General features: G+C 61.4%; 18 protein-coding genes. 5 read left to right on the plus strand and 13 right to left on the minus strand.

Translation table 11 applies throughout. The features are described from left to right. Positions 1-11: 11 nt before the first annotated feature. The 4 genes from ACR0NY_RS09470 to ACR0NY_RS09485 form a co-directional block, all read right to left on the minus strand. Positions 12-887, minus strand: coding sequence for a F0F1 ATP synthase subunit gamma (locus tag ACR0NY_RS09470; protein ID WP_170339953.1), 876 nt, complete (start codon positions 885-887; stop codon positions 12-14). A gap of 12 nt (positions 888-899) precedes the next feature. Next, entirely contained in the window at positions 900-2438 is a 1539-nt protein-coding gene (atpA, locus tag ACR0NY_RS09475; protein ID WP_170339951.1) for a F0F1 ATP synthase subunit alpha, read from the minus strand. After that, positions 2439-2999 carry a F0F1 ATP synthase subunit delta gene (locus tag ACR0NY_RS09480; protein ID WP_093965027.1) on the minus strand — a complete coding sequence of 187 codons (561 nt, stop codon included), beginning with the start codon at positions 2997-2999 and terminating at the stop codon, positions 2439-2441. Between the two features lie 312 nt (positions 3000-3311). Then, complete coding sequence (locus ACR0NY_RS09485; RefSeq protein WP_170339950.1) at positions 3312-4046, minus strand: class I SAM-dependent methyltransferase; 735 nt, start codon at positions 4044-4046, stop codon at positions 3312-3314. Positions 4047-4107: 61 nt separating this feature from the next. Here ACR0NY_RS09485 and gloB point away from each other — a divergent pair, with 61 nt between their 5' ends. From gloB to ACR0NY_RS09500, 3 genes are all read left to right on the plus strand, one after another. Next, positions 4108-4875 (plus strand): hydroxyacylglutathione hydrolase, encoded by a 768-nt coding sequence (gloB, locus tag ACR0NY_RS09490; RefSeq protein WP_170339948.1) that lies wholly within the window; start codon positions 4108-4110, stop codon positions 4873-4875. Positions 4876-5049: 174 nt separating this feature from the next. Further along, on the plus strand, positions 5050-7374 hold the full coding sequence (gene clpA, locus ACR0NY_RS09495) for an ATP-dependent Clp protease ATP-binding subunit ClpA (RefSeq protein ID WP_093964631.1): 2325 nt from the start codon (positions 5050-5052) through the stop codon (positions 7372-7374). Positions 7375-7543: 169 nt separating this feature from the next. After that, a complete protein-coding gene (locus ACR0NY_RS09500; RefSeq protein ID WP_170365415.1) occupies positions 7544-8434 on the plus strand; it encodes a YHYH protein in 891 nt (296 codons plus the stop codon). A gap of 7 nt (positions 8435-8441) precedes the next feature. On the opposite strand, the gene ACR0NY_RS09505 is transcribed toward ACR0NY_RS09500, so the two are convergent. The 3 genes from ACR0NY_RS09505 to ACR0NY_RS09515 form a co-directional block, all read right to left on the minus strand. Further along, positions 8442-10184, minus strand: coding sequence for a peptidoglycan -binding protein (locus tag ACR0NY_RS09505; protein ID WP_170367944.1), 1743 nt, complete (start codon positions 10182-10184; stop codon positions 8442-8444). Positions 10185-10187: 3 nt separating this feature from the next. Next, on the minus strand, positions 10188-11366 hold the full coding sequence (locus tag ACR0NY_RS09510) for a biopolymer transporter ExbB (RefSeq protein ID WP_170367942.1): 1179 nt from the start codon (positions 11364-11366) through the stop codon (positions 10188-10190). Positions 11367-11434: 68 nt separating this feature from the next. Beyond that, the gene (locus ACR0NY_RS09515) at positions 11435-11965 is read right to left on the minus strand and encodes a gamma-glutamylcyclotransferase (protein ID WP_170367940.1); all 531 of its coding nucleotides are present in this window, start codon (positions 11963-11965) and stop codon (positions 11435-11437) included. A gap of 67 nt (positions 11966-12032) precedes the next feature. Here ACR0NY_RS09515 and ACR0NY_RS09520 point away from each other — a divergent pair, with 67 nt between their 5' ends. Continuing rightward, positions 12033-13034, plus strand: coding sequence for a DUF2125 domain-containing protein (locus tag ACR0NY_RS09520; protein WP_170367938.1), 1002 nt, complete (start codon positions 12033-12035; stop codon positions 13032-13034). Here the strand turns inward: ACR0NY_RS09520 and ACR0NY_RS09525 are convergent. The 4 genes from ACR0NY_RS09525 to ACR0NY_RS09540 all read right to left on the minus strand — a co-directional run bounded on the left by ACR0NY_RS09525 (position 13031) and on the right by ACR0NY_RS09540 (position 17367). Then, positions 13031-13888 carry an extensin-like domain-containing protein gene (locus tag ACR0NY_RS09525; RefSeq protein WP_170367936.1) on the minus strand — a complete coding sequence of 286 codons (858 nt, stop codon included), beginning with the start codon at positions 13886-13888 and terminating at the stop codon, positions 13031-13033. The genes ACR0NY_RS09520 and ACR0NY_RS09525 overlap by 4 nt on opposite strands. After that, entirely contained in the window at positions 13885-14805 is a 921-nt protein-coding gene (locus ACR0NY_RS09530) for a prephenate/arogenate dehydrogenase family protein (RefSeq protein WP_170367934.1), read from the minus strand. The genes ACR0NY_RS09525 and ACR0NY_RS09530 overlap by 4 nt, the downstream gene beginning before the upstream one ends. Next, entirely contained in the window at positions 14802-15887 is a 1086-nt protein-coding gene (hisC, locus tag ACR0NY_RS09535; protein ID WP_170367932.1) for a histidinol-phosphate transaminase, read from the minus strand. Before hisC ends, ACR0NY_RS09530 begins: the two co-directional genes overlap by 4 nt. Before the next feature lie 64 nt (positions 15888-15951). Next, the gene (locus tag ACR0NY_RS09540) at positions 15952-17367 is read right to left on the minus strand and encodes an aminotransferase class V-fold PLP-dependent enzyme (RefSeq protein ID WP_170367929.1); all 1416 of its coding nucleotides are present in this window, start codon (positions 17365-17367) and stop codon (positions 15952-15954) included. A gap of 102 nt (positions 17368-17469) precedes the next feature. On the opposite strand from ACR0NY_RS09540, the gene ACR0NY_RS09545 reads away from it, so the two are divergent. After that, complete coding sequence (locus ACR0NY_RS09545) at positions 17470-17931, plus strand: Lrp/AsnC family transcriptional regulator (RefSeq protein ID WP_170339929.1); 462 nt, start codon at positions 17470-17472, stop codon at positions 17929-17931. Positions 17932-17998: 67 nt separating this feature from the next. Here the strand turns inward: ACR0NY_RS09545 and rpsD are convergent, their stop codons facing one another. Together rpsD and ACR0NY_RS09555 are read right to left on the minus strand one after the other, a co-directional pair. Beyond that, positions 17999-18619, minus strand: a complete 621-nt coding sequence (gene rpsD / locus ACR0NY_RS09550) for a 30S ribosomal protein S4 (protein ID WP_093964621.1) — start codon at positions 18617-18619, stop codon at positions 17999-18001. A gap of 196 nt (positions 18620-18815) precedes the next feature. Next, a complete protein-coding gene (locus ACR0NY_RS09555; RefSeq protein WP_170367927.1) occupies positions 18816-19157 on the minus strand; it encodes a hypothetical protein in 342 nt (113 codons plus the stop codon). Positions 19158-19422: the final 265 nt, after the last annotated feature.

Raw genomic sequence — 19422 nt, forward strand, 5'->3', positions numbered from 1 at the left:
CCGGTTTGTCTCTACAGCGCTTCGGCGCCGGAAATAATTTCAATCAGCTCGTTGGTGATCACGGCCTGACGTGAGCGGTTGAACTGGATCGTCAGCTTGTCGATCATCTCGCCCGCGTTGCGCGTCGCGTTGTCCATCGCGGACATCCGTGCACCCTGTTCCGAGGCCCCGTTTTCAAGCAGAGCCGAGAAGATCGCCGTGGCGACCCCCTTGGGCAGCAATTCGGCCAGGATGGCCTCTTCGCTGGGCTCGTAATCGAACACGGCGCCGCTGTCGTCCCCTTCGGTCTCCTCGAACGAGGCGGGGATGATCTGCTGGGCCGTCGGGATCTGGGTCACGACGTTCTGGAACTTCGCGTAGAAGATCGTTGCAACGTCGAACTCGCCCGCGTCGAAACGCGACAGGATGTCCTTTGCGATGTCCTGCGCGTTGGCATAGCCGATGCGCTTGACCTCGCTCAGGTCGATGTGACCGACGAACAGATCGCCATATTCACGCTTGAGCGCGTCGCGGCCTTTCTTGCCGACGGTCAGGATCTTGACCGTCTTGCCCTTGCCGCGAAGCTCATCCGCCTTGGCGCGAGCCAGCTTGGAGATGTTCGAGTTGAAGCCGCCGCAGAGCCCACGTTCGGCCGTCATGACGACCAGAAGGTGGACATCGTCGCTGCCCGTGCCGCGCAGCAGCTTGGGGGCGCTGTCGCTGCCCCCGACCGATGCTGCCAGCCCTGCCATCACGGCATTGAACCGCTCGGCATAGGGGCGCGAGGCTTCGGCAGATTCTTGGGCGCGGCGCAGTTTTGCAGCCGCGACCATCTGCATGGCCTTGGTGATCTTGCGGGTCGATTTGACCGACTCGATCCTGTTTTTAAGGTCCTTTAGACTTGGCATCGCCGCGTCTCCTTAAGCGAAGGTTGCGGCGTATTCGTCCAGCGCAGCCTTGATCTTGTCGGCAGCCTCGCCCTTGATCTTGGGATCTTCGTCGGTGATCCACTGCAGCAGATCGGCATGCTTGCCGCGCAGATGCGCCAGCAGACCGGCCTCGTAGCGGCCAACGTCCGAAACGTCGATCTTGTCGAGATAGCCGTTGGTGCCGGCGAAGATCACGCATACGATTTCCGCGTTGGTCAGCGGCGAGTACTGCGGCTGCTTCATCAACTCGGTCAGACGCGCACCACGGTTCAGCAGCTGCTGGGTTGCGGCGTCGAGGTCCGAACCGAACTGCGCAAATGCAGCCATTTCACGATACTGGGCCAGTTCCAGTTTCACCGGACCAGCGACCGATTTCATCGCGTTGGTTTGAGCCGACGAGCCCACACGCGAAACCGACAGACCGGTGTTCACGGCGGGGCGGATGCCCTGATAGAACAGCTCGGTTTCCAGAAAGATCTGGCCGTCGGTGATCGAGATCACGTTGGTCGGAATAAAGGCCGACACGTCGCCGCCCTGGGTTTCGATGACCGGCAGAGCGGTCAGCGAACCGGCGCCGAAGTCTTCGTTCAGCTTGGCCGAACGCTCCAGCAGGCGCGAGTGCAGGTAGAAAACGTCACCCGGATAGGCTTCGCGGCCCGGCGGACGGCGCAGCAGCAGCGACATCTGACGATAAGCGACGGCCTGTTTCGACAGGTCATCGTAGATGATCAGAGCGTGGCGGCCGTTGTCGCGGAAGTATTCGGCCATCGCGGTTGCGGCATAGGGTGCCAGGAACTGCATCGGCGCCGGGTCGGACGCGGTTGCGGCTACGACGATCGAGTATTCGATGGCGCCGGATTCTTCCAGTTTCTTCACCAGCTGAGCCACGGTCGAACGCTTCTGGCCGATGGCCACGTAGACGCAGTACAGCTTCTTCGATTCATCGTCGCCAGCGGCTTCGTTGTAGACCTTCTGGTTCAGGATGGTGTCCAGAGCCACGGCGGTCTTGCCGGTCTGACGGTCGCCGATAATCAGCTCACGCTGGCCACGGCCGATCGGGATCATCGCGTCAACCGACTTCAGGCCGGTCGCCATCGGCTCGTGCACCGACTTACGCGGGATGATGCCCGGCGCCTTGACGTCTGCGACGCCGCGCTGCTTGGCATTGATCGGGCCTTTGCCGTCCAGCGGGTTGCCCAGACCGTCAACAACACGGCCCAGCAGTTCGTCACCAACCGGAACGTCCACGATCGAGTTGGTGCGCTTGACGGTGTCACCTTCCTTGATGTCACGGTCCGAGCCGAAGATCACGACACCGACGTTGTCGGCTTCGAGGTTCAGCGCCATGCCCATGATGCCGCCGGGGAACTCGACCATTTCACCCGCCTGCACATTGTCCAGGCCGTAAACACGGGCAATACCGTCACCGACGCTCAGCACGCGGCCGATTTCGGCCACCTCTGCTTCTTGACCAAAATTCTTGATCTGGTCTTTCAGGATTGCAGAAATCTCTGCGGCTTGGATACCCATTTATCCGACCTCTTTCATTGCATTCTGTAGGGAGTTGAGCTTGGAGCGGATCGAACTGTCGATCATCTGCGAGCCCACTTTGACGACAAGACCACCGATGAGGCTTTCATCGACGGTCGCATTGATGGTCACGTCCTTGCCTACGCGCTCGGACAGTGTCTTGGACAGTTTTTCCAGCTGGGTTTTGGTCAGCGCCTTGGCCGAGGCAACTTCGGCAGTCACTTCGCCGCGCTCGTCGGCCAGCATTTCGCGCAGAACCTTGATCAGCTGCGGCAGCACGAACAGACGGCGCTTCTGCGCCATCAGAGCCAGCGTGTTGCGCATGATCGGGTGCAGGCCCATCTTGTCGGCCACGGCGGTGATGGCCGCCTGCTGGTCGGCCCGAGAGATCAGCGGCGAAGAGATCACCTCGCGCAGGTCCGCGCTTTCACTCAATGCAGCCGAAAGGTCATTGATGCCGGTTTCCAGACCTGCAAGGTCCTTGTTCTCTTTTGCGATCTCGAAGATCGCCGTTGCATAGCGCTTGGCTATGCCGGTCGAAATCGAAGCTGGTTCGGACACGTCCACCCTTCCGATATTTTGGGCCCCGATTTCGCGTGCGGCAGCTGAACCGGGGGCGTGAGGAAACCCCGTCCTGAAAGGGCGGGGATCAAAATCACCGGGGATGTAGCAGAGCCTAAGCCACCTAGCAATATGTTATGCCGGGGTCAGCTTTATCCACAAAATCTTTCTTTTCAATTGGTTACGTAAACTGCGACGGTTTGAACCCATTCGCCGGCGTGAAAAATGTTACCAAGTTGCCTGTTTTTGCGATTCCTGTGGCCTTTTTCCCTCATGTTTCCGGGGATCCCGCGCTCGTGGATGCGCGCAGGTTCACGCCGGCTTCAACAATCCGTCCAGCGCTTTGATGGGGCGTTTTTCGGCATCCTTGGTCACGCTGCCGCTTGGTGGCCGCACAAGCTTGCTGGCTTCGACCATCAGAACACCACCGGCCATGATGGTCGGGATCCGTTGCCCTGTCTTTTCGATCAACCCACCCGAGCGCAGCCAGAACCGCCGGAACGAGGGCGGCAGATAAAGCGCGGAACAGTGCATCTCGGGCACGAAATGATGTGCGCGCAGCTGGTTCTCCAATTGCGTTGCCGAATACGGATGTCCGTAGCCAAAGGGTGTTCGGTCCGTTCGGGACCAAAGCCCGGCCCGATTGGGAACGACAAACACCGCCCGACCGCCCGGCCCCAGAACACGCCAGCATTCTTCAAGCAGTTGACTGGGCCGTTCCGAGGTCTCGAGCCCGTGCATGACCACCAGCTTGTCCACATGACCGGTTTCGATCGGCCACCGGGTTTCCTCGGTCAGCACCGATACATTCTGCATACCGGCGGGCCAAGGCATCACCCCTTGCGGTCCGGGCATCAGGCCGATGACACGCCGCGCGTCAGCAAGATAAGGGCGCAACAAAGGCACCGCAAAGCCGAATCCGGCCACCGTCTGGCCCTTGGCCTCGGGCCACAGTTCGATCAGCCGGCCACGAATGGCAGCCTGCGCCGCACGCCCCAGCGTGCTGCGGTAATAGAAGTTCCTAAGATCCTGCACATCAAGATGCATTGCAGATACCCGGTCGATCGGCTTAGCTGAGCGCAGTCTAACAACGAAAGGGCAAAAGGCCATGCCTCTTGAGATCGTCACCATCCCCTGCCTTTCCGACAATTATGCTTTTCTGGCACATGACCCGACAAGCGGACAGACGGCCCTGGTCGACGCCCCGGAGGCCGGGCCCATTCTGGCCGAATTGACCGCACGCGGCTGGCGCCTGAGCCATGTCCTTCTGACCCATCACCACTGGGATCACGTCGATGGCTTGCCGGGCATCCTCGAGCAGCACCCAGCACAGGTGATTGGTGCGGTGGCCGACGCTCACCGACTTCCTCCCCTCGACAAACAGGTGGCTGACGGAGACCAGTTCGAGATTGGGGGCGAACCTGTCGAGGTCCTGGATGTCTCGGGGCATACGGTGGGACATGTGGCCTATTATTTGCCCCAAAGCGCGGTGGTGTTCACGGCCGACAGCCTGATGGCGCTGGGGTGCGGCCGCTTGTTCGAAGGAGACGCGGCACAAATGTGGACCTCGCTTTCGAAACTCGCTGCTTTGCCCGACGAGACGTCGGTCTGCTCGGGTCACGAATATACCCAGTCAAACGCCCGGTTTGCGGTGACCATTGATCCTGACAACACAGCGCTGCTGCAACGAGTGCATGAGATCGATCAGGCACGGGCAGAGGGCCGCGCGACCGTGCCGTCAAATCTGGGCGAGGAAAAGGCGACCAATCCGTTCCTGCGCGCCACTGATCCCAAGATTCAGGCGCAGCTTGGAATGGTGGGGGCTGACCCGGTCGCCGTTTTTGCCGAGATCCGGGGTAGAAAAGACCGGTTCTAATGCCTAATTGGTCTTCTTCACGGCCACGGTCACATTAAATGTGACTGTCAAGTGAAAGAAAACCCTTGAAGCCGCGCCATGATCAACCAAACTCTAAAAGTATGAGGTCATGGTTGGGATGGGGATCCGGCCAATACTCGAACCCCTTCCGGCCCAATACAGAGGAGCACCCGCGTGCCTTCATTCTCGAGCACACTGGAACAAGCCATTCACGCGGCCCTGGCGGCTGCAAACGAACGGCGTCACGAATTCGCAACGCTGGAGCATCTGCTGCTGGCGCTGCTGGAAGAACCCGATGCGGTGCGCGTCATGAAGGCGTGCAGCGTGGATCTGGACGAATTGCGCAGCTCTCTGGTCGAGTTCATCGACGAGGATCTGTCCAATCTGGTGACAGACATCGACGGGTCCGAAGCCGTACCGACAGCCGCGTTCCAGCGTGTTATCCAGCGCGCCGCGATCCATGTGCAAAGCTCGGGCCGGACCGAGGTGACCGGGGCGAATGTTCTGGTGGCCATCTTTGCCGAACGGGAAAGCAACGCGGCATACTTCCTGCAAGAGCAGGACATGACGCGTTATGACGCGGTGAATTTCATCGCCCACGGCGTCGCCAAAGACCCGGCATTTGGTGAAAACCGTCCGGTGACCGGCGCTGATCAGGGTGAAGAGGAAGCGCAGAACGCCTCCGGTGACGCCGACCAGAAGGAAAGCGCGTTGGGCAAGTATTGCGTGGACCTGAACGCCAAGTCCCGCGCCGGCGATGTAGACCCTCTGATCGGTCGCGCCGACGAGGTCGAGCGGTGCATCCAGGTTCTGTGCCGCCGCCGCAAGAACAACCCGCTGCTGGTGGGTGATCCGGGCGTGGGCAAGACGGCGATTGCCGAAGGACTGGCCTACAAGATCGTTCAGGGCGACGCGCCCGAGGTTCTGTCGAACACGACCATCTATTCGCTGGACATGGGCGCATTGCTGGCCGGCACGCGCTATCGCGGCGATTTCGAAGAGCGGCTCAAGGCCGTGGTGACCGAGCTTGAGGATCACCCCGACGCCGTGCTGTTCATCGACGAGATTCACACCGTGATCGGTGCGGGTGCCACTTCGGGCGGCGCCATGGATGCCTCGAACCTGCTGAAACCCGCGTTGCAGGGCGGCAAGCTGCGCACCATGGGCTCGACCACCTACAAGGAGTTCCGCCAGCACTTCGAGAAGGACCGCGCGCTGTCGCGTCGGTTCCAGAAGATCGACGTGAACGAGCCGTCGGTCGAGGACAGCGTGAAGATCCTGCGCGGTCTCAAGCCCTATTTCGAAGAGCATCACGACATCAAATACACCGCCGACGCAATCAAAACCGCGGTCGAGCTGTCTGCGCGTTACATCAACGACCGCAAGCTGCCCGACAAAGCGATCGACGTGATCGACGAGGCCGGTGCCGCACAGCATCTGGTCGCGGAAAGCAAGCGGCGCAAGACCATCGGCGTTAAGGAGATCGAGGCCGTGGTGGCCAAGATCGCGCGCATTCCGCCGAAGAACGTCACCAAGGACGATGCCGAGGTTCTGAAGGACCTTGAGAACTCGTTGAAACGGGTGGTGTTCGGGCAGGACCAGGCAATCGAGGCTCTGTCCAGCGCAATCAAGCTGGCAAGGGCCGGTCTGCGCGAGCCGGAAAAACCGATCGGCAACTACCTGTTCGCCGGCCCGACCGGTGTCGGCAAAACCGAGGTCGCCAAGCAACTGGCCGATACGCTCGGCGTGGAACTGCTGCGCTTCGACATGTCGGAATACATGGAAAAACACGCGGTCAGCCGTCTGATCGGTGCGCCTCCGGGCTATGTCGGGTTTGATCAGGGCGGACTGCTGACCGACGGCGTCGACCAGCACCCGCATTGCGTGCTGCTGCTGGACGAGATCGAGAAGGCCCACCCGGACGTGTTCAACATCCTGCTGCAGGTGATGGACCACGGCGAGCTGACCGATCACAACGGCCGGACGGTGAACTTCCGCAATGTGGTGTTGATCATGACCTCGAACGCAGGCGCGCAAGAACAGGCCAAGGCCGCAATCGGCTTTGCCCGCGACCGGCGTGAGGGTGAAGATACCGCCGCGATCGAACGGATGTTCACGCCTGAATTCCGCAACCGTTTGGACGCAGTAATCTCGTTCGCGCCGCTGCCCAAAGAGGTCATCCTGCAAGTGGTCGAAAAATTCGTCCTGCAGCTTGAGGCGCAACTGCTGGATCGTGGCGTGACCATCGACCTGACTCCGAAAGCCGCCGAGTGGCTGGCCGACAAGGGGTATGACGACAAGATGGGCGCACGGCCGCTGGGCCGGGTCATCCAGGAGCACATCAAGAAACCGTTGGCCGAAGAACTGCTGTTCGGAAAGCTGGCCAAGGGCGGTGTTGTGCGGGTCTCGGTCAAGAAAGGCGATCTGGATCTCGAGATTGTCGGCCCCGACAATCCGCGGATCTCGGGCGACAAGCCGCCGCTGCTGACCGCGGATTAGACCTAGGTCCAATCAAACAAGTCTCGTCGCCCGGCAGCCAGTTCTGCCGGGCGATTTCGTGAGTGGCCGCCCCCCTCTCCTGCCAGTATCCTCCAAAAAGACAGTTCCCAGCGACGGAAACCGCTGCGCGCCACGTTTCAAACCAAAGCCTTTGGAGTGGAGCAGCACAGTGTCCAGAAAAATCGCCGTCATTTGGAGCATCGCCTTCGCGGCCTCGGTCGTCGGCGTAATCGCCTCTGCCCAGCATCGGTTTCGCTTTCATGACGAAACCCGTGCGGAACCGTTGAACCTGGAACCGGCGACCGTCGACCCAGGCGTCAACAGGTCAGAGATCACCGAACAAGGCCGCGCCTTGTCGATTACCGGCAATGGCATCCCCAATCATCTGGTCGGTCGCTTTCCGAACAAAGGCAACCCGCATCAAATCGCCGAGCAGTCGGTCAAGTTGAACCTGCCGGCCGTTCCGAGGGCGAATGCAACCCCGACGCCTCTGCGCATGGGGTGGAATTTTGGCGTGTCCCTGACTGGGGTCGTCTTTGACCCACTGGCCGCTGAATTCTGGCACGGCGATCCCCGATCGGGCTGGTCCTACAATGCCTTGGGCGGCGCGATCGCCCTTGGACTCGATGCCAATTTCGCGCATGTCCAACCAAACGGAAAATATCACTACCACGGGGTTCCGACCGGCCTGATCGAAATGCAGGGCTGGTCACCGAAAAAACACTCTCCGTTGATCGGATATGCAGCGGACGGGTTTCCGATTTACGCCCGAACCGGTTTGGTGGGCGGCAAGGTCACGCAAATGACCTCTTCCTACCGGCTGAAGGCCGGACAGCGCCCGGGCGGCGCCGCTCCTGACGGACGACATGATGGAACGTTCAACGAAGACTACGAGTTCGTGGCGGGGCTTGGAACGCTCGATGAATGCAATGGCGCCATGACCGTTTCGACCGAGTTTCCTTCGGGCACCTACGCGTATTTTCTGACCGATGACTACCCGGTTGTTCCACGCTGTTTTGCGGGCACACCCGATCCCAGCTTCCGCTTCGGGCCGCGCTGACACTGGCTTAGCGTTCGGTCAGCTTCAATTCGATGCGACGGTTCTTTGCCCGCGCTTCCGGAGTGTCCGCCGTATCGACAGGTTGAAACTCTCCAAATCCGTTTGCTGACAGACGTTCCGGCGGAATGCCCAACTGTTCGACCATGTAGCGCACGACCGACAGCGCCCGCCCTTGGCTGAGCTCCCAATTGTCTCGATACCGTCCTGTTCCGTTCAGCGGGATATTGTCCGTGTGACCGTCGACCCGGATGACCCAGTTCAATTCGGGCGGAATGTCCGCCGCAATCCCACTCAGAATGCCCGCCACTTTCGCGACCTCGCGCCGGCCATCCTCGGACAGAACCGCCGAACCGGGTGGGAACAGCACCTCGGACGAGAATACGAAGCGGTCGCCCTCGATCCGAACGCCTTCCTGGTTGCCCAGTACGTCGCGCAGGCGACCAAAGAACTCGGAGCGGTACCGCTGCAGGTCTTCGGCCTGTGCCGTAAGTTCCTGATTCTGGCCGGCCAGTTTCTCGGCCTCGGCCTCCAGGCGGACGCGTTCGGCCTCTTCCAACAAGCGGCGGCGCCGTTCTTCGGAAGCGGCCCGGGCAAGGGCCGCGTTCAGGTCCTGACCAAGGGTCTGAATTTGCACCTCGGCCTCGGCATTCCTGTCCTTGTAGTCATCCAGCAGCGCCTGCAACGACCCCAATTGGCCGCGCAATGCGGCGATCTGCTGGTTCAACAGGGCCGTCTGGCGTTGCGCCTTGGCGGAAAGAGCCTTTTCGGTGGCGATCGTTTCCCGGGCAACGGCAAGCAAGGCGTCACGCTGCTCGGCCAGCGTCCGCTGACTTTCGGCCTCGGCCTCAGCTTCGGTTCGCGCCGCAAGGGCTGCTTCAAGCTGAGCCTTGAGCTCTTCGTCATTCAACTCACCGAATTGCCGCTCAAGCTCGGCTTTGGCCGTCTGAGCGGCGGCCAACAGTGTCAGTGTTTCCTCGGCCTGTTTACGCTGCTCTTCCAGTGCCAGGGTCATGGCCGTCAATTCGGCATCCGCATTCTGCAATCTGTTGCGCAGTGCCTCAGCGGCAGCAGCCTCGGCGACGCGGGCGGCTTCCTCTTCAGTCAGTTGGCTTTGCAATTCCGCGATCTGGGCCGCGCGCGCACTGTCCGCTTGCTCAAGGTCGGCTACCAAGGCCTCCAGCGCTTCGCGGCGTGCAGCCGCCAGCCGTGCGGCCTCGGCCTGGGCATCCACCTCCGCACGGCTTTGTGCCAAGGCAAGGTTCAATGCCTCCTGCTCGGAAAGCAGTTGCTCGCGCTGGGATTCCAGTTCGGCAATATCGCCCTGCGCGCGCGCCTGATCAGCCAAAAGCGCGGCAACTTGCGCTTCGAACCCCGTGATACGAGTCTGCGCCTCTTCCAACTCGGTAGCGCGCTGGTCTCGCTCCGAGGTGAGTGACGAGATCAAGGCCTGCGCCTGGCTCAGATCCTCTTCGGCCTGCGACAGCGTCGTGTTCAGCGCCCCCAACCGGGCCTGCAGACGGCTGTTCTCGCGCTCTTCCAGGCCCAAGGCATCCGCAAGGGCGGCCACTTCGTCCGACAGGGCCGTCAGCTCGTCTTCCTGTCCGGAGATGGTTTCGCGCAGCACGAACTGCACGACCATGAAAATGGTCAGCACAAAGGTCATAACCATCAGCAGCCCCGTGATTGCATCAACGAAGCCGGGCCAAACCGAGCCTTGGAAACGCTGACCGGTTCGACGAGACAGGGCCATGTGTTATTCTCCGCCCGGTGTGTGGCGCGCCGCCCCGCGCGGAAGCGTCAGCGCCTTGACCAGCAGCTCGAAATCCTTGCGCAGTTCGTTCATGCTGTCCTGGCGACCGGCCGAGATTTCTTCGAGAATGCGCAGAAGCTGCACGTCCATCGACCGCAGCCGCATTCGGCTTTCGGCGTCGATCCCCTCGCCCGCACCATGTTCACGCATGTGATCCAGCAGCGCGTCCTGCCCCAACGCGATCCGCTCGAGCGCGGCGGTGACCCCTTCGGTTTCCGCCTGTCGTTGGTTCATGTCCGCGATGACATCGACCAATGCACCCAGCTTGGCCGATACCTCGGCGCGATCCGCCTCCTGGGCCGCGAACAGGTCCTGCAGCGCGTCCATCTGCTCGGACATGGAATCAAGGACCGGGGTCAGCACCGCAAGTTCCGCACCGCCTTCATCTCCGGCGGCAAATCCGACGCGCGTGATCGACGACAGCCATTCCTCAAGCTCACGGTAGAAGCGGTTCTGCCCGTGGCCGGCGAACAATTCGAGCAAACCCACGATAAGCGATCCGGCAAGCCCCAACAGGGAGGACCCGAACGCCACGCCCATGCCTTGCAGCTGGGATTCGAGGCCACTCATCAGACGATTGAATACGGCCAGGCCTTCTTCGCCCTCTTGCGGGTTCAGGCTGCGAATGGTGTCGACAATTGCAGGAACCGTTGTTGCCAAGCCGAAGAACGTACCCAGAAGACCCAGATAGATCAGTACGTTGGTGATGTAGCGGGTGAATTCCCGCTCTTCCTCGACCCGTTCCGCGACCGAATCCAGGATCGACCGGGTCGATGTCGAGCTGATCTGCGATTTCGCCCCGCGTGCGCGAAGCAGCGACGCCAGAGGGGCCAACAGCTGCGGTGTACTAGCGTCTTCGCGCACGACGCCGCCCACGAACGCTTCGATCCAGCGAACCGAACCGATCAACTGGGTCACCTGATAGAAACAGGCCACGACGCCGATGACAAAGACCAGCAGGATGAATCCGTTCAGATAGGGGTTGGCATAAAAAACCGGCAGCACGTAGGGCAGAGCCATGAACACGCCCAGGCCCGACAGCCCGATGGCGATCAGCATCATCACGATTTGACGGATCGGTTGCGAGAAATGCGGTCTCGCGCCCTGCTGTACATGCGCCATGCGCGTCTTTCCCGGTTTTGCCTGCTCTGAGGCGAATCTATCGAAAATCTGGTGGCAAGGCCAAGGGTTTATGCGGTCAGGCTGCGCACCCGTTGCGCCAACCACTCAAGATCCGGGTCGTGCAACCCGATCTCGGACAGGTGTTCAGCGGTATTGTAAAGATACTCGGGGTTGGGGCCGCGGCCGCCCACGGCCTGCGCGATGATTTGCGCCTGCTCCTCCAGCGGCAGACCCCCGCAATACTGCACGTGGTCGGGATCGATCACATAGGTCACTGCCGTCACCGTCTGGCCGCTGTCCAGATGCACATCCAGCATCTTCTCCACGTAGGCGGACGAGATCAGTTCACGCTCGCGCAGTTCCTCGAGGGTGCGGTCCTCATGGCCTGGTTCGACCGCCAGCGCCAAGCCCTTGCAATGGGCATCCGGGTGTTCGTCCAAAGCCAAGACAAGTCCGGGGTTCTCCTCGGTTCCGCGGTGATGGATCGACCGCATGCAGAATGACCGCGCATAGCCGTGAAGTGTAGCCTGCTCGCGCCGGGCCACCGGAAAGCCCGGATTCCACAACAGCGACCCGTATCCGAATACCCACATCGTCATAGTTCTGGTCCTTGCCCGTTTAGGCCTATAAACATCAATTCCAAGGCAGGAAAAAGGGCCATTTGCGATGCGCCGACTGGTACGAGTGTTCATATTTCTGGCCATCCTCTGGGGCGGGTATTGGGCCATAGCCGGGTATGGGCTGCGCAGCGCCATCACCGGTTGGTTCGCGCATCAGCAGGATCTTGGATGGCAGGCCGACTATTCCGACGTGGAAATCGCCGGGTTTCCGCTGCACCACGTGACCCGCTTGAACAGTGTCGCGCTGGCCGATCCGGTGAATGGCACAGCCTGGAGCGCGGATTGGATCGAATTCGAAAGCCCGGCCATCTGGCCCGGACGACAGATCTTGCGCTTTGCGGATACGCCGCAGCGGCTGTCCTATTTCGACCAGACCGCAATCATTCTGGCAGACAGCCTTCAGGCGGAACTGAACCTGCGTCCGGGCGTCGCGTTGGAGTTGGAGAAGATGGCTCTGACATCGGGCAACTGGTCGGTGACCCAGGACGGAACCGACATGGCTGCCGGTCAGTCACTTGCCCTGGTCATGGAACAAGGCACCCAGCCCGAGAGCTATGCGATCGGGGTCAGTTCGGATGCCTTCACGCCCGGTGAAGACCTGCGCGCGCTGATGCGAACGGCTGCTTCGCTGCCCCAAGCCTTCGAGACGCTTGAACTGGACATGAATGTTACCTTCGACAAAACCTGGGACCGCTCCGCGCTGGAAGAACGTCGCCCTCAACCTCGTTTGATCGACTTGCATCTTGCCGAGGTGCAATGGGGCGAATTGCGTCTGTTTGCAACCGGCGAACTGGAGGTTGATGAACAGGGCATTCCGGTTGGAGAGATTGCGGTCAAAGCCGAGAACTGGCGTGACATGATTGCCATGGCCAACGCTGCAGGTGCCTTGTCCGATCAGGCCGTTGATCCGGTCACGCGGGCGTTGAACCTGCTGGCCGGCCTCGGAGGCAACCCCAACGCGCTGGACCTGCAGCTGAATTTCCGCGACGGATTCGTGGCTTTGGGACCGTTGCCGTTGGGGCCGGCCCCGCGTCTGATCCTGCGTTAGCGGCAGTAGGGTCCGCTGCGGTAACGGGCGGTATCAAGGTGGAAATGGTTCTGGTGATAGCGGTCTGAATTCGGGCCCAGCACCGTGCCGAAGGGCCCGCACGCCCCGCGCCAGATCTTGGTCAGCTGCTTCTTCGAGGGGTTTTTACGCCAACCGTCCAGAACAGTCACCACCTCGCCATCGGCCATTTTGAACCCCGAGATATCAATGGCCCGACCCTTGCCGTGTTCCGAGATCCTTGCACCTTTCCGGTTGTTCCGGGTACGGCAAGCGTAATGTGCGGCAACCTGCAGTTCGACTACTGGGCCGCGCCGTTTGAACGTCGGCTTGACGGTCTTGTCGACCCATTTTTTCAAGGCGATCGCCGTACCGCAATCCATCGTGGATGGGCGGCTGAGAACCACGCCCGACACCGATGTGATCTGGACGGCATCCTTGATCCCGCAGGCTTTGATCTTGCCCGGAACCGAGCCCACGGCCTTGCCCTGAATGGCGATATCACCGCACACTGATCCTTTGCGCAGTTTTCGCTTTTTGAACAGGACTTGCTGTTCCAACGCCTCGGGCCGCAGATAGGGTTTGAGCGACGTATCCGGTCCAAGCAGCGGAAGGTCGGCCGGGCGTGCCGCCACGACCAACACCTGAGGAGATACGGGCCGCACCGCGGGTCGCATCTTCGCAGGCACAGCGATCGGCGTCGCCGGACTTGCCGGGACATAAGCGGCCTGCACCAGCTCTGCCGCCGGGGATGGCCGCGCAACCGGAACCAGTGATGTGTCTGGGGCCGATGCAGTGGCTGCGCCGGCCCAAACCATCGCAACCATCGACAGAGCTTTGCCTTTGATCAGTTTCATGACTTGGCCTTCACACGCCCGAAATCAGGAGCGTCGGTGTCCTGACCCGCGTCGATGATGCCGCGCCGGATCGCCCTGGTGTGGGTAAAATAGTCGAACAGGTGCTGACCGTCGCCCGTGCGGATCGCGCGCTGCAGGGCAAACAGCTCTTCGGTGAAACGGCCGAGGATTTCCAGCGTCGCATCCTTGTTGGTCAGGAACACGTCGCGCCACATGGTCGGGTCCGAGGCCGCGATCCGGGTGAAATCGCGGAAACCGGCAGCCGAGTACTTGATGACCTCGGAGTCGGTGACGCGCCGCAGGTCGTCGGCGACGCCCACCATCGTATAGGCGATCAGGTGCGGCGCGTGGCTGGTGACGGCCAGAACCAGATCATGGTGATCGGCATCCATCTCGTCGACATTGGATCCCATCCCTTCCCACAAGGCGCGCAAGCGGACGATGGCCTCGGGATCAGACCCTTCAACCGGAACCAGCAGGCACCAGCGGTTGTCGAACAGCTCGGCAAAACCGGATTCGGGGCCGGAATGCTCGGTCCCGGCCAGCGGGTGGGCGGGCACGAAATGCACGCCTTTAGGAATATGCGGGCCAACGTCTTCAATGACGTGCCGCTTGACCGAACCGACATCCGACACGGTTGCGCCGGGCTTGAGCACCGGCGCGATGTCTTTGGCGACGGCGCCCATTGCGCCCACCGGCACGCAGAGCACGACCAGATCGGCACCCGCGACCGCCTCTTGCGCGGTGTCGCAGACCCGGTCGCACAGACCGATGCGCCGCGCGGTGTCCCGGGTGGCCTCGGACCGGGCATAGCCGGTCACCTCGCCCGCCAGCCCGGCGCGCTTGATCGCCCAGTACATCGACGAGGCGATCAGACCCAACCCGATCAGCGCCACGCGGTCATAGATCTGGCTCATGCGGCGCCCCCTTTGAACGCGGTGATGGCCGCAACCACGCGGCGACAGGCCTTTTCGTCGCCCACGGTGATCCGCAGAGCGTTGGGCAGCTTGTAGCCCGCAACCCGGCGCACGATCAAACCTTTCGATTGCAGATAGGCGTCGCAGGCCTCGGCCTCGGCCTGATCCGCGAACCGCGCGAGGATGAAATTGGTGCAGGACGGATCGGACGGAACGCCGATCTTGGCCAGCTCGGCCGACAGCCATTCGCGCAGGCGCGCGTTTTCAGCCCGGCAGAACTCGACGTATTCCACATCGGCCACGGCGGCCTCGGCCGCGGCGATGGCCGTCAGCGACAGGTTAAAGGGCTGGCGCACGCGGTTCAGCACGTCGATGATTTCGCGATGCGCATAGCCCCAGCCGACCCGCATCCCGCCCAGCCCGTAAATCTTCGAGAAGGTCCGGGTCATGATCACGTTGTCGAACCGGTCCACCAGACCGGCGCCGCCGTCAAAGCCCGCCACGAATTCCGCATAGGCGCCGTCCAGAACCATCAGGCAGGTCTGCGGCAGGCCCTCGGCCAGGCGCGTCAGTTCGGCGTCCGAGATCATGGTAGAGGTCGGATTGCCCGGGTTGGTCACGAAAACGATCCGGGTGCGGTCGGTCACCGCGGCGAGGATCGCATCGACATCGACCTTGCGGTCGCGCTCGGGCACCTCGACCGGGGTCGCGCCGGCCATACGGGCGATGATCGGGTACATCGAGAATCCATGCTCGGTATGGATCACCTCGTCCCCCGGCCCGGCATAGGCCTGGGCCACGAATTGCAGCACTTCGTCACTGCCCACGCCACAAATGATCCGGTCGGGGTCCAGCCCGTGCCGCTCGCCGATCGCGGCGCGCAGGTTGTAGTGATCGGTCACCGGATAGCGATGCAGCAACGTGGCACTGTCGCGCACGGCTTCGATCGCCTTGGGGCTGGGGCCAAAGGGGTTTTCGTTGGAACTCAGCTTGATGACGTTTTCCACGCCCTCGACATGCGACTGACCGCCCTGATACAGCGCGATATCCATGATGCCGGGTTGCGGGGTGATCTTGTTCATGAGGGGCTCCGTTGGTTGCGCCCCTCATACAGGTCTCAAGGCCTTGGGAAAAGCGGCAATTCCGTCACGCCGCCTTGAAGCGGGCGGTTGCCGGATCGGCGGCGTAGAACGGGGCGTATTCCTGCGTGCGGCGCGACAGGTCATTGACGCTGTCGATGATGAACTGAACCGTGTCCTCGGTCATCATGTACGAGAAGTTCAGCCGCACCCAACCCGGTTTCTTCATCTCTTCACCGGCCGACAACGCCGCGTGCAGCGCTTCCGAGGCCGCCTTGTCGATGCCCAGCAGCCGATGCGCATAGGGGCCGGCGCAGGCACACCCGCCGCGCGCCTGAATGCCGTAGATGTCGCTGAGCATCCGGGTGAACAGCTGTTGGTGCACCGGTTGCCCTGCAGTGTCGCGGACCAGGAAGGAAAAGATCGGCAGGCGGTGCGGGTGGTCCACGCCCAGCAGGGTCAGGTGTGGATTGTCACGCCACCCATCCAACGCCATGCGGTTGTACAGCGCCTCGCGCCGGGCGATCTCGTCGGTGCCCACGGCATCCTTGACGATGAAGGCCAGGGCCGCGCGGATGTCGCCGATCACGTTCGGGGTCCCCGCCTCTTCGCGGGTGGCCAGATCAGTACTGTAGTCGTGGCGCCAGGGCGAAACGAAGCTGACCGTGCCCCCGCCCGGCCAGCTGGGACAGGTGCGGCGCACGGCGCTCTGGTTCACGATCAGAACACCCGAAGCCCCCGGCCCGCCCGGAAACTTGTGCGGAGACACGACGATGGCATCCTTGCGCGCATCGTCCGGCCCCATATCCATCGGCAGGTAGGGCCCACCCCCGGCGTAATCCCAGACCGCGCGCGCCCCGTGCCGTTTCAGCAGCCGCGTCACCGGATCGGGGTCAGTGACCACGCCCGTAACGTTCGACGCCGCCGAAAATGACCCAATCACCAGATCCGAGTCCCCATGGTCGATCAGCGTCTGTTTCAACACCGCCATGTCCGGCCCGCCCTCGGGGCCTTCGGGGATCTCGATGACCTGCGCCTTGCTCTCGCGCCAGGGCAGGATGTTCGAATGGTGCTCGTACGGGCCAATCAAGACAACCGGCTGGTCAGCCTCTTGCACTCCCATCAAACTGACCAGCCGGTTGAGTCCCGCAGTGGCACCAGACCCGGTGAAAATCACCGCGTCATCTCCCCTCGCGCCAACGATGCGGGCTATTTCCGCGCGCGCCTCGCGGCGCAGTCGCGTCATGTAGGAACCGCAATAGGAGGCCTCGGTGTGGCTGTTCGCATAGAAAGACAAAACATGCTGGGCCACAAAATCCTCGACCTGCCGCAATGCGCGGCCCGACGCAACGTAGTCCGCGTACACAAGCGGCACGTCCCCATGAAGACCCGGGATCAGAACGTTCTCTCCGATCAGCCCGTCGCGCAGGGTCGAATTGTGAGTGGCGGCTTGGATTTCTGCACGAAAATGGGACAGGGTCATGTCATTGGCTCCATATTGCATTTCCAATATGATCTACTTTAGCCGAGTAATCTTCACCTATCTTTGCTTGATTTGTTAATTTTTTGGGTCATATGATCTGGAATGAATGAAAAGGTAGATCAAATTGACAAGCGCCTTCTGCGCGAACTGCAAAAAGATGCGACCCTTTCCCAGCGCGAACTGGCCGAGCGAGTCGGACTGTCGCAAAACGCCTGCTGGCGGCGGTTGAAGGCGCTGAACGACGCAGGCGTCCTGACAGGGTCGACAGCCCGGATAGCACGCGAAAAACTGGGGTTGAATCTGGTGGTTTTCGTGATGCTGCGGACCCGGCACCACTCGGCCGAGTGGCTGCAGGCCTTTCGCAGCCATGTCCTGACCATTCCAGAAGTCGTGGATTTCCACCGGATCGGCGGCGACTACGACTATCAGCTACGGGTCGTGACGCAGGATATGGCGACCTATGACAAAGTCTATCAGCGCCTGATCGAGAAGGTCGAACTGGACAGCGTGACCTCGTATTTCGCGATGGAGGCCATCGCAGAAGACCGCCCTCTGCCGATCTGAGTGCTGGCCATGAAAAAGGGCCGCACCTTCGCAGGTACGGCCCGTTTTCTGAAACTGTCTGCGAAGATCAGTTCTTCGCGTAGAATTCGACGACCAGGTTCGGTTCCATCATGACCGGGTACGGCACGTCGCCCAGCGACGGGGTGCGCACGAAGGTCGCGGTCATCTTCGAGTGGTCAACTTCCAGGTAATCCGGAACATCACGCTCGGCCAGGCCAACGGCTTCCAGAACGACGGCCAGTTGCTTGGACTTGTCGCGGACCTCGATCACGTCGCCTTCCTTGACGCGGTAGCTGGGGATGTTCACCCGCTTGCCGTTCACCTTGACGTGGCCGTGGTTCACGAACTGACGTGCGGCGAACACGGTCGGCACGAATTTGGCGCGGTAGACAACAGCGTCCAGACGGCGCTCCAGCAGACCGATCAGGTTTTCACCGGTGTCGCCGTTCACACGTACGGCTTCGGCGTAGATGCGGCGGAACTGCTTTTCGGTCAGGTCGCCGTAATAGCCTTTCAGCTTCTGCTTGGCGCGAAGCTGCAGACCGAAGTCCGAAAGTTTGCCTTTGCGGCGCTGACCATGCTGGCCAGGGCCGTATTCACGACGGTTGACCGGGGATTTCGGGCGACCCCAGATGTTTTCGCCCATCCGGCGGTCGATTTTGTGCTTGGCAGACGTGCGTTTGGTCACGGCTGATCTCCTTCTTAAGGTCGAGGCCCTGACAGGCCACTATGAAGGGCGTTGTCCTCTTGAGGTTTCCCCCATGACAGGCATCCCCTTGCGAGGGCCACCAACACCAATGAAGCCGCGCTTATATCTGCGGACAGACCAGAGTCAACACGCTGCGATGCGTGGACGAAGAAATAGTTCCTAGGGAATGGGCCGTTTATTCAGCGGCGGTCGCCGTCATGTGCGGCGCAAGAACCAACGTTTGCTCCGTTGACCTGCGATGCGTGGGGAAGGAAACAACGTTGCCCGCACCCGATTGGCTTGCGTCGGCATATTCTTCGACGGCGCTCACCCAGAAGTCCTGACCCCGCGAGGGGCAGCTATTTTCGAACAGAAGAACCGCGTCCTTCTGACCTTCGACCAACGTCAACTCGGCCTCGTAGGTCTGCGCCCCATTCGTCAATGAGATAACTGCAAGCGTGGCGATCGGCTTCAGCGTTGCGGCTTCGGGGCCATGCCCGGCCAACGCCATCAACGCCTGATCATGTCCAGTCTTCACGGAATATTCCGCGTCACAATCCGGCAAGCGTGTCATGCACCCATGCCACGACCAAGACGCTCCAATGGCCAAATCTGCCACAGGCGCTGCTTCAAGCCCGTCAATTTCCGTCTGGGACCAAAATACTGCTACGCGACCGTTATACCCGGCTGTCATCTGCCCGCCCGACCTTTCAAACTCATCACCCCGTACACTAGCGTGTGTATCAACGATGAATCCGGCGGAAAAGAGACGGAATTGCAGCTTTCACGAGAATGTTGCCGGA

This window comes from Ruegeria sp. BJ5, from assembly GCF_056537865.1.

Coding starts and splice junctions, on each gene's coding strand:
- ACR0NY_RS09470 (WP_170339953.1), bottom strand. CDS start 887: ATGCCAAGTCTAAAGGACCTTAAAAACAGGATCGAGTCGGTCAAATCG.
- atpA (WP_170339951.1), bottom strand. CDS start 2,438: ATGGGTATCCAAGCCGCAGAGATTTCTGCAATCCTGAAAGACCAGATC.
- ACR0NY_RS09485 (WP_170339950.1), bottom strand. CDS start 4,046: ATGCATCTTGATGTGCAGGATCTTAGGAACTTCTATTACCGCAGCACG.
- gloB (WP_170339948.1), top strand. CDS start 4,108: ATGCCTCTTGAGATCGTCACCATCCCCTGCCTTTCCGACAATTATGCT.
- ACR0NY_RS09505 (WP_170367944.1), bottom strand. CDS start 10,184: ATGGCCCTGTCTCGTCGAACCGGTCAGCGTTTCCAAGGCTCGGTTTGG.
- ACR0NY_RS09510 (WP_170367942.1), bottom strand. CDS start 11,366: ATGGCGCATGTACAGCAGGGCGCGAGACCGCATTTCTCGCAACCGATC.
- ACR0NY_RS09515 (WP_170367940.1), bottom strand. CDS start 11,965: ATGACGATGTGGGTATTCGGATACGGGTCGCTGTTGTGGAATCCGGGC.
- ACR0NY_RS09520 (WP_170367938.1), top strand. CDS start 12,033: ATGCGCCGACTGGTACGAGTGTTCATATTTCTGGCCATCCTCTGGGGC.
- ACR0NY_RS09525 (WP_170367936.1), bottom strand. CDS start 13,888: ATGAAACTGATCAAAGGCAAAGCTCTGTCGATGGTTGCGATGGTTTGG.
- ACR0NY_RS09530 (WP_170367934.1), bottom strand. CDS start 14,805: ATGAGCCAGATCTATGACCGCGTGGCGCTGATCGGGTTGGGTCTGATC.
- hisC (WP_170367932.1), bottom strand. CDS start 15,887: ATGAACAAGATCACCCCGCAACCCGGCATCATGGATATCGCGCTGTAT.
- ACR0NY_RS09540 (WP_170367929.1), bottom strand. CDS start 17,367: ATGACCCTGTCCCATTTTCGTGCAGAAATCCAAGCCGCCACTCACAAT.
- ACR0NY_RS09545 (WP_170339929.1), top strand. CDS start 17,470: ATGAATGAAAAGGTAGATCAAATTGACAAGCGCCTTCTGCGCGAACTG.